The organism is Aliivibrio finisterrensis (genome assembly GCF_008933155.1).
GTDB classification, from domain to species: Bacteria; Pseudomonadota; Gammaproteobacteria; order Enterobacterales; family Vibrionaceae; genus Aliivibrio; species Aliivibrio finisterrensis.
On record NZ_WBVP01000003.1, the window covers coordinates 107,335 to 120,657 of the forward strand.

Below are 13,323 nucleotides of genomic sequence, written 5' to 3' on the forward strand. Positions count from 1 at the left end.
CAAAGTTTGAGCCATTATTTTTCTATTTTAAAATGAGTGGGAATTTAAATATTATTGTTATTATTCAGTGGTTTATTGTTTTCGTGATGACGTTTTAGATTACCACTTATCCTAGAGTGTTAACTTTAATTTAATAATTGCACTGTTTTAGATAAAAATGCACTACAAGTGAGCATTTTTAGTTATTTTAAACGTATTTATGTTTTGATTTATCTCATCCTACTTGATGTTTTTTATTTTAACTTTTTGAATTTAATTGATAATTTAAGATTATTTGCCTTATTTTATTGAGGGTGGCACTCTCTTTGCTCAATGTGTTTATACATTTTTAAAAAAGGATAGCCATATGAGTAAGCAAAGGATTGTTGTGGTTGGTAATGGCATGGTAGGGCATAAATTTATCGAAACCCTCTTGACCTCATCACAAAAAGAAATGGAAATTATCACCTTTTCAGAAGAGCCGAGATTGGCGTATGACCGGGTGCAATTAACGTCTTATTTAACAGGTAAAACAGCCGATGATTTAGCACTGACAACGGATGATTATTATCAACAAAATGGGGTTAAATTCGTTATTAATGAAAAGGTGATCCATCTTGATTGCGCTAAAAATCAAATATTGACCGATAAAGGTCGAATTGAAAGCTACGATAAATTGATACTTGCTACTGGGTCTTATCCTTTTGTTCCGCCGATCCCTGGTAATGATCAAGAGCATTGCCATGTGTATCGAACATTGGAAGATTTAGAGGCCATTAAATCTTCAAGTAAAAAAAGTAAAACAGGGGTGGTTATTGGTGGTGGATTATTAGGGTTAGAGGCGGCTAATGCGGTACAAAACCTTGGTTTGAATACTCATGTTGTTGAGTTTGCGCCTCGATTAATGGCAGTACAGCTCGATGAAGGCGGAGGCGCTTTATTACGTCGTAAAATTGAAGACTTAGGGGTGTCAGTTCATACCGAAAAAGCGACCACAGAAATTATTGCAGGGGAGACATCTCGCTATCGAATGAACTTTGCGGATGGCTCTCATTTAGAAACCGATATGATCGTTTTTTCGGCGGGTATTCGACCACAAGATACATTAGCAAAAGGGACTGAAATTCAACTGGGAGAGCGAGGTGGGATTGCGGTTAATGATCAGTGCCAAACCTCGATTGATAACGTATACGCTATTGGTGAATGTGCGTTATGGCAACAGCAGATCTTTGGCCTAGTAGCCCCTGGTTATCAAATGGCTAAAGTAGCAGCCAGTCATATTTTAGGCGAAAGTGCAGAGTTTTCTGGTGCGGATATGAGTACCAAGTTAAAGCTATTAGGCGTAGATGTCGCCAGTATTGGAGAGGTTCATGGTAAAACAGAGGGCGCGCAATCTTATACTTATCATGATGAAATAGAGCAAGTGTATAAACGACTTATTATTTCAAAAGATGGTAAGAAAATTGTGGGGGCAGTACTTGTTGGCGATGCTGATGCCTATGGCACGCTACTGCAATTAAAGCAAAATAACATGCCATTGCCAGAGCAACCTTCAGTGTTAATATTACCCAATGTAAAAGAAGATAATTCATCAGCAATGGGCGTTAAAGCCCTGCCTGATACCGCGATAATTTGTTCGTGTTTTGATGTAACCAAAGGCGATATAAAGCAAGCGGTAAGTGTTGGCTGCACCAGTATGTCGATGCTAAAAGAAACCACAAATGCCTCTACTGGGTGTGGTGGTTGTTCTGCCCTAGCAAAGCAAGTATTAGACAGTGAGTTAAGTCAACTAGGTGTCGAGGTTAATAACCATTTATGTGAACACTTTTCTTATTCTCGACAAGAACTAGCGGACATTATTCGTATCAATAATATTAGCACCTTTGATGACGTGTTAAACAGCCATGGTTCTGGTTTAGGCTGCATTACATGTAAACCTGCGATTGGGTCAATTTTGGCTTCTTATTGGAATGAATACGTTCTTGAAAACCATCACGCAGAGTTGCAAGACACTAATGATATTTATCTTGGCAATATGCAAAAAGATGGCACTTATTCGGTTGTTCCACGTATTGCTGGGGGAGAGATCACTCCTGATAAATTGATCGTATTGGGAGAGGTAGCTAAAGAGTTTGATTTATATACCAAGATCACGGGTGGGCAACGCGTAGATCTGTTTGGTGCGCATCTTAGTGAACTGCCTGTTATTTGGAAAAAACTGATTGATGCCGGATTTGAGACGGGCCATGCCTATGGTAAATCAGTGCGAACCGTTAAGTCATGTGTTGGTAGTACATGGTGTCGCTATGGTGTTAATGACAGCGTTGGTTTAGCGATTAAATTAGAGAACCGATACAAAGGGTTGCGCTCTCCTCATAAGATAAAATTTGCGGTTTCTGGTTGTACTCGCGAGTGTGCAGAAGCGCAGTCAAAAGACATTGGCGTTATCGCGACAGATAAAGGCTGGAACTTATATGTGTGTGGAAATGGTGGAATGCGCCCACGTCATGGGGACTTGTTCGTTACTGATTTAGATGAAGATACGTTAATTGCTTATATCGACCGGATCTTAATGTTTTATATTCGTACCGCCGATCGTCTGCAACGCACTTCTGTCTGGCTTGAAAACCTTGAGGGCGGATTGGAATATTTGAGAACCGTCATTATCGACGATTCACTCCATTTAGCTGAAACGCTAGAGAAAGAAATGGCACATAACATTGGAAATTATCAATGTGAATGGAAAACCACGATTGAAAATCCTGAGAAACTGAAACGATTCCAACACTACATCAATAGTAATGATGTAGATGAAGGGGTTAAGTTTGTAAAAGTTCGCGAGCAAAAATGCCCCAAAGATAAAAGCGACAGCTCTGCTATTGAAATTACATTAGTTGAATAAGGAATAACATCATGAGTAATTGGATTACCATCTGTAAAATTAAAGAGTTAACGCCACAATTAGGGGCGTGTGCCAAAGTCGAGGATAAGCAAATTGCGCTATTTTACTGTAAGCGAAGTGAGCGTCTGTATGCATTATCAAATTACGACCCGATAGGCCAAGCGAACGTGATCTCACGAGGAATGATGGGGTCATTAGAAGGTGAACCTTACCTATCTTCACCGCTTTATAAGCATCACTTTCATTTAGAAACTGGGGCGTGCATAGAGCAGCCGGATATATCGTTAACGACTTACCCTGTGCGTGTGATGGATCACCATGTACAAATATGTCTAACTCATTAAAGGACTCAATGATGACCGATAAATTTTCACTGTTTTCATTTTCAGGAAAGATGAAAGTACTGCATTTAAGTTGGATGGCTTTTTTTATTACATTCATGGTGTGGTTTAACTTTGCTCCGTTACTTAATGTCGTTAAAGAAACGCTTGGATTAAGCTCTGAGCAGATAAAAACCTTATTAATTCTGAACGTCGCTTTGACGATCCCAGCACGAGTTATTGTCGGAATGCTAACGGATAAATATGGACCGAGAGTGGTCTATTCTGCCTTACTTGCTGTCTGTTCTCTTCCTTGCTTTATGTTCGCTTTTTCTGATTCGTTTATGCAAGCAGCCATTGCCCGCTTTTTACTGGGGTTCATCGGGGCTGGCTTTGTCGTCGGTATTCGTTTAGTTTCAGAATGGTTTCCTCATCATGAGCTAGGTACTGCCGAAGGGATTTATGGGGGCTGGGGTAACTTTGGCTCTGCCGCCGCCGCATTTACATTGCCAACGGTTGCCCTATGGTTTGGTGGTGATGAAGGTTGGCGTTATGCGGTCGCGATCACCGGAGTCATGAGTTTACTGTTTGCTTTTGTATTTTATGCGAATGTAACTGACACACCAAAAGGCGCGACGTATTTTAAGCCTGCCCATTTAACGGCAATGGAAGTGACCTCTATCAGTGACTTCTATCTGCTTTTGATTATGAAAATTCCAATGTATGCCGCATTAGCGTTGTTGACTTGGAAATTGTCACCATCGGGCATTGATATGCTTTCAAGCGTGATGGTTAATACAATTTATATTGCGTTAATTGTGATTTATTTTTATGAAGTATCACAAGTTTGGAAAGTGAATAAAGACATCTTTACCAATGATGTTGCGCCACATCACCAATACAAATTTAAGCAAGTCGCGGTATTAAACGTGTTGTATTTTGCAACCTTTGGATCAGAGTTGGCTGTTGTCTCTATGCTGCCATTGTTCTTTTTAGATACGTTTGAGCTGAGCCCTGTTATGGCAGGAATGGTGGCCTCGGCGTATGCGTTCATGAATTTAATGTCACGTCCCGGAGGCGGATGGATATCGGATCGATGTGGTCGAAAACTGACATTAATGATCTTAACCGCTGGGTTGGCAGTCGGTTATTTTGTCATGGGGCAAGTTGATAGTGAGTGGCCACTATGGCTTGCTGTGGTAGCTGCAATGGCGTGTTCTTTCTTTGTTCAAGCGGGTGAAGGCGCCGTCTTTGCTACGGTTCCATTAATTAAACGTCGTATGACAGGGCAAATCGCGGGGATGACTGGGGCGTATGGTAATGTAGGCGCAGTAGTTTATCTAACTATACTTTCCTTTGTTGAGTATCAAACCTTTTTCTTGGTGATAGCCGCAACGGCAGTGCTTGGCTTTGCAACGTTACTCTTGATGGAAGAGCCAAAAGGAAAGATCACAGAAGTGAATGATGACGGCAGCATTACACTTATCGATGTCTCTCATTAAACGAAGCTTTAGGTAACCATCTTTGAAGGTGATTTCTTGATGGGTAATAGCAAGGAGGCGTGCTTCATGTCGCATCAAATACTCTCTCAACATGAGTTAGATTTACGTATTGGTGGCTACTCGGCTCAAGGAAAGAGGGAGGTTAATCAAGATGCATTTATCGTTAAACACGCCTCTGTTTCTGAGCAACCATTTAAAGGTGATGTGGTTTGTATTGCAGATGGCGTCAGTTGCAGTGATAAAGGGCAACAAGCGAGTCATACTTGCGTGACTCAGTTTGTAGATGATTACTTTTCAACGCCTGATAGTTGGAGTGTAAAGCAATCGGCAACCAAGGTATTACTCTCGATAAATTCATGGTTGTATCAGCAACAAAAAGACAATGAACTTCATCATAATGGTTGGCTAACCACATTTTCAGCGGTGGTGATTAAATCTAATACGGCGCATGTTTTTCATGTTGGAGACAGCCGTATCTATCGTTATCGAGAAAATAAATTACAGCAGTTAACACACGATCATCAACGACAAGGTGTAGGGAAAGAAGCTTACCTTACCCGAGCATTGGGGATGGACAGTAAATTAGATGTTGATTATCACTCAGTAGATTTACAAGAAGGTGATGTATTACTGCTGACCACGGATGGAATTCATGATGTATTGTCTAATGAGGAGCTGAGTTTTGAATTATCGCAAGAGGGCATGAAGCAATTGTCATTAGAATCAATGGCGACGCATCTTTGCCATCAAGCAGTGGATAATGGCTCACAAGATAACGTAAGTTGCTTATTGGTTGATGTACTTCAACTACCCAATAAAACCCCACAAGAGCTATTACACTTATTAGATCAGTGCCATATTCCACCAGTATTGAAAATAGGCCAGAAGATTGATCACTATCGAATTGAAGAGATTATCTATTCGGGAGTTCGTAGTCATGTGTATTTAGCGACCAATGAAAAGAACGCTGAACGTTGCATTATTAAAGCGCCATCACTGCAATTTAGCGAAGATAAGCTCTATCTGTATTCATATCTCAGAGAGCAGTGGATAGGAGAGACGGTAAACAGCAAGAGAGTGATGAAAATACTGCCACGCGAGAGTGATAGTCGTTTTATCTATCATGTGTGTGAGTATATTGAAGGCATTACGCTAAGACAATGGATGCGAGATAATCCGACGCCAGAGCTAAGCCAAATGCGTTTTATTATTGATGGCATTATAAAATCGGTAAGGGTGCTACAACGATTACAGATTGTGCATAGAGATTTAAAACCTGAGAATATTATGATCACTCCAGACAATAGCGTCGTGGTGATTGATTTTGGTGCAGCAACAGCGGATGGGCTGGAAGAAGCATTACAAGTGCTTGATGATGTCTATCCACTTGGCGAGTTAAATTATACCGCTCCTGAATATATAAGAGGTGGTAAAGCAACTCATCAGTCTGATATTTATTCCATGGGTGTTATTTGTTATGAGATTTTATCAGATAAAGAACGCACTCATTGTTTGCCCTACAAGCAGATAACGCAGCAAGGGTTATTGACAAAGCACCCACAACAAAACGAATACTACTCGTTGTTATTACAACATGCAGATCTTCCAATTTGGATTGATGAAGCGATAAAGAAAGCGTGTCATATTCTTCCTTCAAAGCGTTATCAACACATGAGTGAGTTTATGGCAGATTTAACCATGCCAAATCCTCAGTTACTTAAAAATAAACGCACCCGACCCTTAATGGAAAGAGAGCCTCTTTTGTTTTGGAAAGGGCTCTCTATTGTTTTAGGGTTGATAGTAATTATTGAATTTGTTTATTTGATGTAATTAAAATACGCTTTCGCTTAATTATGCTTTTGAGTGAAGTACACTTATTAAATCATCGACAAAGTGATTCAATGCCCGCTCTTCAATAGTTCTAATTTTTAGCTGCTGAGAGTCGCTTAGCATGTGGTACATACTCGCGGCACCAAAGTCGCCAAAGATAATATTCGCGTCTGCATCAAATAAGGTGTTATGCGCATACAAATCACCATGACACACTTGGTTATCATGTAGGTGATCAAACACATTACGCATTTCAGCGGTCATTTTATTGATGTGATCTAACGATAAGGTAAACCCTTCAGGAAAAGTATCACGAGTGCAGCTTTCTAAACTTGGCGGTAAACCTAAGTTTTTATAATGTGAAGGGATCAAGTTCATGATTAACGCGAGATGATCTTCTTCATTCACTTGTGCTAATGATTGCACCAAACTTGGGTGATTGCCGACTTTTAAACACGCTTGCAATTCATCTTCAGGGTAACCATCACTGGTGACTTCGCCTTTAAATACTTTAACGGCAATTTCTTGTGGGAAATCCGTTTGTTCTTGATTCCAACGAGCTTTAGAAATGACACCTGATGCGCCTTGGCCTAATACATATTCTAATGTGTAGTCTGATGAGGCGATATTAGGAACAGACTTTACTTTCACATTGGATTTACAGAATGGATTACCCGCAAACGCAAACCACGCCAGTTTTGGTAAATTAAGCAGTTGCTCTGGGCATTCAATCAACTGGTTTGCTGAAATACGCAGTAATTCCAAGTTATGCAGTTGAGACAAGTTGTTTGGCAGTTCAGTCAGTTTGTTGCCTGCTAGTGCCAATTTTTGCATTAAGTGGCAATCACCCAATGAGTTAGGTAATGCTTCAACTTGGTTATCGGTTAAGATCAACCAACGCAATTTTGGCGGAAAAGCGTTTTCAGGAACATGCTGAATTTGACACGATTTGAATCCAATCATCTCAAGATGTTGACACTGAGCCAGAACATCAGGGAATACAGTAAATGGATTGTTTGATGCAAAGAAAATCTTCAATTTGGGTAATTGAGCGATCTCAATCGGTAGCGTAGTTAGTTGATTATTCGATAAATCTAAGATTTCTAATGAATCAGCAAGAGATAAGATCTCAAGTGGAAACTCTGTTAACCCTTCACTTAATTGTAATCGAGTAATGCCTTGTAATTCACCGGATTGTAACTGCGCTAATGTATGCAAACTAATTTACCTATGTTGTTTGTATTTTTCCGCCGATTGTACGGTGTTTCAGTATGAAAATCTAATATACCTATTTAGTTATAATAGATATAACGGATGAGTCATTGGTTCATGAATTGTCATCACGTATCTTTTGTTTCATTGAAAAAATGCGATTTCATATCATCCAATGAATGAATTAATTTGTTGGATTTTTGTCTTTTCAGAATAAGTATTGAGTAATTCATGAATTTAAAATCTACATCAATTTACCAAGGTGTATTTCCAATTTTAACCCTATGTCTTATTAGTTCACCTTTTGCTCTTGCTAAAGAAAAACATCAAGATGACCCGACTAAAATCGTCACTAAACTTGGTTTTGGGTATAACGATGATTTAACTATTTCTGGTTCTATTGGGTTAGACCCTGTGCGAATGTTAAGCATGAGAACTTCTGCTGATGGCGATGATTGGCGTCTTGGTGGTTCATGGTTATTTCCGGTTGGTATTGTTAATGTCAATTTTAGTCGTACAGAGTATGACCATGGTGCCTATAAAAACAACTACAGCATTGGAACCTTTATACCATTATCCTATTTTGGTATAGAGCCTATGGGGTGGCAGATTTTTCCAATGGCAGGCTATGCTTACAACGATGGAGAATTCGCTGTTGAACAACATAATGAAATACAATCGGGTGATTATGTCTTGATGTCTAACTCAAGTCATAGTGGTTATTTAGGAGCGTTTGCATTAAAACCACTTACAGATACATGGAGTATTCTCGCTTTTGGTGGAGGGGCTTTAGGGTCTGATAATTACAGCAGTTATTGGGGAGGTGGTGGCCTTAGCTATAAGATAAATGAACACCAATCTTTTAATTTCTATGGGGTAATTAGCGAAGATGATTTTGGTCATAATGAAAAAGTAGGCTTCTCTTATACCTATGAGTTTAATTAATGCCTAGTCATCTTCGGTGGTAAAATATTATCCACTAATCGTTCTATCCAATTAAATTTCTCTGAATTCATGTACTTAGTATTGTAGATGAGGCCTATCTTCATCTCATGGCGTTTTAATTTATCTTTAACTTTCACAAGAGCGTATTTTGCTGGATCAAGCACTTCCATTAAGCTCTGTGGAGCGATGAAAAGCATATCTGATTCTTCAAGAGCCTTTAAAATCGGATTAACTTGCTGACAACGAAATTCAGGCTGATGGCTGATGTCTTTATTTGAATATTGAGGCGCTAACATGGTTTTAAAGTTAAATTCAGGGACGATTAATCCTGCCAGTGGGTAGTTAAAGACTTCTTGAAGGTCGATAGTCTGATTTGCCATTGGGTGGTTAATATTACAGATCCCAGCATAAGTAAATAAACCGACTGGTACTTGTCGTAACTCTTTGGAGATATCAATAGGATAATAGTTAAGAGCAAAATCAAGCTCGCCGTTAATTAAATCATCCGCAGTGGTTTGAGTAAAACTGTGCAGTTCAATACTGACATTAGGCGCATCTTTTTTAATTGCTTGGCAGATCTGATACCCATGAGTTTCAATCACAAATCCATTCATTGCGATCTTGATTTGTCCTGTTAGTTGTTTTGGCGAGAAGCTGTCGTTTTGTAAAGTACCTTCAAGCGCTTCGAAGATCTTAGGTAGACTGATCGCCAACTCTTCAGCTTTTGGTGTGAGTTTTAATCCGCGAGACTGTCGGATAAATAAAGGGTCATCAAATTCTTCTCGGATCTTGGCTAGAGTGCGACTTACCGCAGGCTGGCTAGTATTAAGTCGCTCAGCTGCTTTATTGGTGTTTTTTTCTTGCAGTAGCACTAAGAGTGTTTTAAGTAGATTAAGATCAAATTTGGCTAAATCCATTTTATGCCCTTATTGATAGGTATCGATTAACTATAAACTAACGTCATTCATTAGAAATATCAAATCTGTTATATCAGCAATACGTGTATGCCATTGGTAGAGCCCTCCATATTCGTTACCTTCATTACATCGAATTTAGATGTGCCATTTTAAGGAATAAGAGGGCTTTTAAATCTAAGGATAAATAGAATAACGACAATAGGTGTTCCAATGCAGATACATCCTACCAGTTTAGAGTTTGAAAACCTCCCTAGTGTTTATGCACTTCTCGATTCCATTATATTTATGTGGTTTATTGTTTTAGTTACGGTTGCCATTATTTCATGGGTAGCGGCTAAGATTTGGCATATTCATTCTATTCCAAAGCATTTGGCGAAAGAAAAAGGCTTAGCGCAGGCCAAATTGATTTTTTGGATGTGTATTTTAGGTCTAGTGTGGAAACCACTATGGGTGCTGGCAGTTCTGGCTATTGTCACCGATTGGGATAAAGTTCAAGCATGGTTTAAAGGGGCGCAATCATGAAAGAGATAATGTTGCCGTATATTTTAATCGTGTGGTTATTGTTTAAATTTAATGTATTAAAGCGAACTGCGGGGAATTACTTTGTCACCACTTTTGTGGGTGTAATTTTAGCACTAGCACTATTTTTTGGACATCGATTCTATTCGCCAGCGGATTTAACCAATTCGACGACAGTTAAAGCGCCTCACGCTGTGCTGTCTCCATCCGTTGGTCAGCATATTGATGAGATCTACATTGATCATAACCAGCATGTTAAGAAAGGCGATATACTTTATCTGCTTAAAGATGACAAAATTACTTCTGCGATAATCGAGGTTGAGTCTGCTCAATTAGAAGTAGAAAAAAGCATTGAAGCAAAGAAGGTCGCTTTACAGCAAGCAGAGCGTAATCATCAGCGAAACCTAGGAATGAAAGAACATGTATCAGTGCGTGATACGGAAGAATCACAAGACTTGGTTGAAATGTTAATCGCTGAAATTCATGTGTTAGAAGCCAAAGATTTAGGCTTAAAAGCACAACTTACGAATTTAAATTTTGAATTGGATCGTTTAACGATCACCGCGCCTTTTGATGGCATGGTGACACACGTATTTATTGCTGACGGTTCTCGTATCGGTTCACTTCACTTATGGGATACCAGTAAGAAGTTTGTTGAAATGCGTATTCCAGATCAATCGTATAAAAATATTCAGCCGGGGCAATTTAGTGAGTTTTTTGTAACGGCGTATCCGGGGGAAATCTTTAGAGCAAAAGTACACAGTGTAGTCAATGCGACTGGTGAAGCGCAAGGTAGCTTATTACCTCAAGAACAGTTTGTATCTCGTCATATTCAACGTGGTTCGGCACCAGTCGGGCGAACGGTGATTCTTGAAATAGACCAAGAAACGATGGATATGCTACCAATTGGAGCGACAGGCTCTGCATGGATAAGTGCCGAGAAGCCACATTCAATTTTAGGGTTTATGGATATTATTGGTGGAGCGACGGTAAGACTAACAGCTGCAAAATCTTATCTACAAGCTTTGTAGTTATATAATGTAGAGCAACACAATGTTAAAGAAGGCGAGTTAATTTCATTGAGTGAAGTTAGCTCGCTTTTTTATGTATGTACTGATTAACTAAGTGATCTTTTTACGCTAATCTGCCGTAATATTAAAAAGATAAAGTTAATGGAGCTAACGATGATGAAAAAACGTATAACAAAAATAGGTTTCATAGCAACAGTATTATTAATGCTAAGTGGTTGCTTAGGGATGCCAAAGGGCGTTGAACCCGTATCAGGCTTTGAATTAAATCGCTATTTAGGCAAATGGTATGAAGTGGCACGGTTAAATCATTCTTTTGAAGAAGGGTTGAGTAAAGTCAGCGCCGAATACAGCATGAATGAAGATGGAAGCGTTAAGGTCATTAACCGAGGCTATTCAAAAGAAGATAAAGAGTGGAATGAAGCAGAAGGGAGAGCGAAATTCATTGATGCAGAAGACCAAGGGTATCTTAAAGTCTCGTTCTTTGGCCCTTTCTACGGATCATACGTGGTGTTTGAATTAGATAAAGAAAATTACCAATATGCGTTTGTATCAGGCCCTGATCTTGATTACTTATGGCTACTCTCTCGAACAAAAGAAGTTGACCAAGAAGTGATTGAGCGTTTTGTATTAACGGCTCAATCACTTGGCTTTAAAACAAATGAACTTATTTTTGTTGAGCAATAATTAAATTGTCGCGTTAGTAAATGGATATTCTTGGGATCTAATAGGTATCCTTGCCTATTAACTACCGCGCTAACTTATGGTGCGCTCGTGAAAAATGCCCCGCACAAAACGCACCAACTATAGATAGCTCTCCAGCTAAACATAAAGCAGCACATACTTCCGCTAATGCTTGAGATTTACCAGCACCGTGCAATCCCATCAATTCTAAGCAGGCTTTTTGGCTTGGTAATCCAGTTCCGCCTCCAACTGTGCCTAGCATTAAGTTTGGTAAGGTAACACTAGCATATAAGTCGCCATTTTTATCCACTTCAATGCGAGTCATCCCAATGGCTGATTCAGCCACACACGCAGCATCTTGCCCGCAAGCGATATAAAGAGCAGCAAGTGCATTGGCATAATGAGCATTAATACCTATAGTTCCGCTGAGCGTCGCACCAACTGTACTCATTTGAGTGAATTGCATCATTTTCTCAGGGGTGGTGTGTAGGTATTTTTTTATTAGCTCAGCAGGAATATGCGCTTCAGCGGTCACTTTTTTGCCGCGAACACTGCGTAAGGTTTGGCTGCTTGCTTTTTTATCCCCTGATAAGTTGCCATCTAAGTAGGCATTTTCGGGTGTGATAGGGGAGTTCTCCATGATGTAGCTAAACACGGCATTGGTCGCTATGGTGACCATGTTCTGTCCTGAAGCATCACCAGTTAAAAACTCAAAGACCAAATAAACATGATTGCCTTCGATACTGATATTAATGTCGCTGAGTTTCCCGTGCGATGTGGTCGACTCTGCCAGTTGTTTGAACGTGTCGTACTGGGTTACGGCCCACGCTACGAATTGTCCTGCTTCAGCTAAACCAAAAAAAGCAAATGCAGGAGTACGAGTGACCCCTTCGTTTAATAGCATGGCACTTGCGCCACCACTTGCCGTTAGCAGTTGTGCCCCGCGATTATAAGAGGCCACTAAAGCCGCTTCTGTGGTGGCAAGAGGCACTAAGTAATCATCATTGGCAAATAAGCCATTCACGCGTAATGGGCCTGCAAGACCAACAGGCAGTTTAACCGTACCAATAAAATGCTCGATATTTTTCTCGTACACATGGCTTTGGGCCTGGGTGTGCGGGTCGAGTAATTCTGATTGCAGCTCAGGTTTGGCTAGCTTATCCCAACGGCGAGTTAGGTTTTTTTCTGTTAGATAAGGGCTAGGGGTGATTTTATTGATTGGTCTTTCAAAGTGAGGGTTGAGCGATTGCTCTAATTTATCTGCAGAGATATCGCCCCCTAAGATTGAAACATAGTCACGGCGGTGCAGATTCAGTTTTGGCATAAGAACATATTAATTACAGCAAATGTTGAATGAGATTCTACTGTTTCGTATCAGATAAACAAGGATAATGACAAAAAGCGTTACAGTTTTATCTCTCAATTTTGAACTAAGATAACGACAAATATTTTCGATTCTTACGATAAATATTCATTATTGGACTA

The 13,323-nt window shown here is 39.8% G+C and carries 11 protein-coding genes; 8 read left to right on the forward strand and 3 right to left on the reverse strand.

Going from position 1 to position 13,323, the window contains the following annotated elements; all coding sequences use genetic code 11:
* Positions 1-346: 346 nt before the first annotated feature.
* The 4 genes from nirB (at position 347) to F8B77_RS03745 (ending at position 6,533) form a co-directional block, all read left to right on the forward strand.
* Positions 347-2,881, forward strand: coding sequence for a nitrite reductase large subunit NirB (gene nirB / locus F8B77_RS03730; RefSeq protein WP_151653839.1), 2,535 nt, complete (start codon positions 347-349; stop codon positions 2,879-2,881).
* A gap of 11 nt (positions 2,882-2,892) precedes the next feature.
* The gene (gene nirD, locus F8B77_RS03735) at positions 2,893-3,225 is read left to right on the forward strand and encodes a nitrite reductase small subunit NirD (protein ID WP_151653841.1); all 333 of its coding nucleotides are present in this window, start codon (positions 2,893-2,895) and stop codon (positions 3,223-3,225) included.
* Positions 3,226-3,233: 8 nt separating this feature from the next.
* The gene (locus F8B77_RS03740) at positions 3,234-4,703 is read left to right on the forward strand and encodes a NarK family nitrate/nitrite MFS transporter (RefSeq protein WP_151654114.1); all 1,470 of its coding nucleotides are present in this window, start codon (positions 3,234-3,236) and stop codon (positions 4,701-4,703) included.
* Between the two features lie 66 nt (positions 4,704-4,769).
* Complete coding sequence (locus tag F8B77_RS03745; RefSeq protein WP_151653843.1) at positions 4,770-6,533, forward strand: bifunctional protein-serine/threonine kinase/phosphatase; 1,764 nt, start codon at positions 4,770-4,772, stop codon at positions 6,531-6,533.
* 21 nt (positions 6,534-6,554) lie between these two features.
* Here F8B77_RS03745 and F8B77_RS03750 read toward each other — a convergent pair whose 3' ends face one another.
* Positions 6,555-7,751 (reverse strand): leucine-rich repeat-containing protein kinase family protein, encoded by a 1,197-nt coding sequence (locus F8B77_RS03750; RefSeq protein ID WP_151653845.1) that lies wholly within the window; start codon positions 7,749-7,751, stop codon positions 6,555-6,557.
* A 225-nt stretch (positions 7,752-7,976) separates the two neighbouring features.
* Between F8B77_RS03750 and F8B77_RS03755 the strand changes: the two genes are divergently transcribed.
* Complete coding sequence (locus F8B77_RS03755; protein WP_244298192.1) at positions 7,977-8,690, forward strand: hypothetical protein; 714 nt, start codon at positions 7,977-7,979, stop codon at positions 8,688-8,690.
* Here the strand turns inward: F8B77_RS03755 and F8B77_RS03760 are convergent.
* On the reverse strand, positions 8,687-9,607 hold the full coding sequence (locus F8B77_RS03760) for a LysR family transcriptional regulator (RefSeq protein ID WP_151653847.1): 921 nt from the start codon (positions 9,605-9,607) through the stop codon (positions 8,687-8,689). The genes F8B77_RS03755 and F8B77_RS03760 overlap by 4 nt on opposite strands.
* 210 nt (positions 9,608-9,817) lie before the next feature.
* Between F8B77_RS03760 and F8B77_RS03765 the strand changes: the two genes are divergently transcribed.
* From F8B77_RS03765 to F8B77_RS03775, 3 genes are all read left to right on the forward strand, one after another.
* Positions 9,818-10,129 carry an Mg2+ and Co2+ transporter gene (locus F8B77_RS03765; protein WP_069594506.1) on the forward strand — a complete coding sequence of 104 codons (312 nt, stop codon included), beginning with the start codon at positions 9,818-9,820 and terminating at the stop codon, positions 10,127-10,129.
* Positions 10,126-11,157 (forward strand): HlyD family secretion protein, encoded by a 1,032-nt coding sequence (locus tag F8B77_RS03770; RefSeq protein ID WP_151653849.1) that lies wholly within the window; start codon positions 10,126-10,128, stop codon positions 11,155-11,157. The genes F8B77_RS03765 and F8B77_RS03770 overlap by 4 nt, the downstream gene beginning before the upstream one ends.
* Positions 11,158-11,313: 156 nt before the next feature.
* On the forward strand, positions 11,314-11,841 hold the full coding sequence (locus F8B77_RS03775; RefSeq protein WP_151654118.1) for a lipocalin family protein: 528 nt from the start codon (positions 11,314-11,316) through the stop codon (positions 11,839-11,841).
* 61 nt (positions 11,842-11,902) lie between these two features.
* Here the strand turns inward: F8B77_RS03775 and F8B77_RS03780 are convergent, their stop codons facing one another.
* The gene (locus tag F8B77_RS03780) at positions 11,903-13,162 is read right to left on the reverse strand and encodes a hydroxymethylglutaryl-CoA reductase (RefSeq protein WP_151653851.1); all 1,260 of its coding nucleotides are present in this window, start codon (positions 13,160-13,162) and stop codon (positions 11,903-11,905) included.
* Positions 13,163-13,323: the final 161 nt, after the last annotated feature.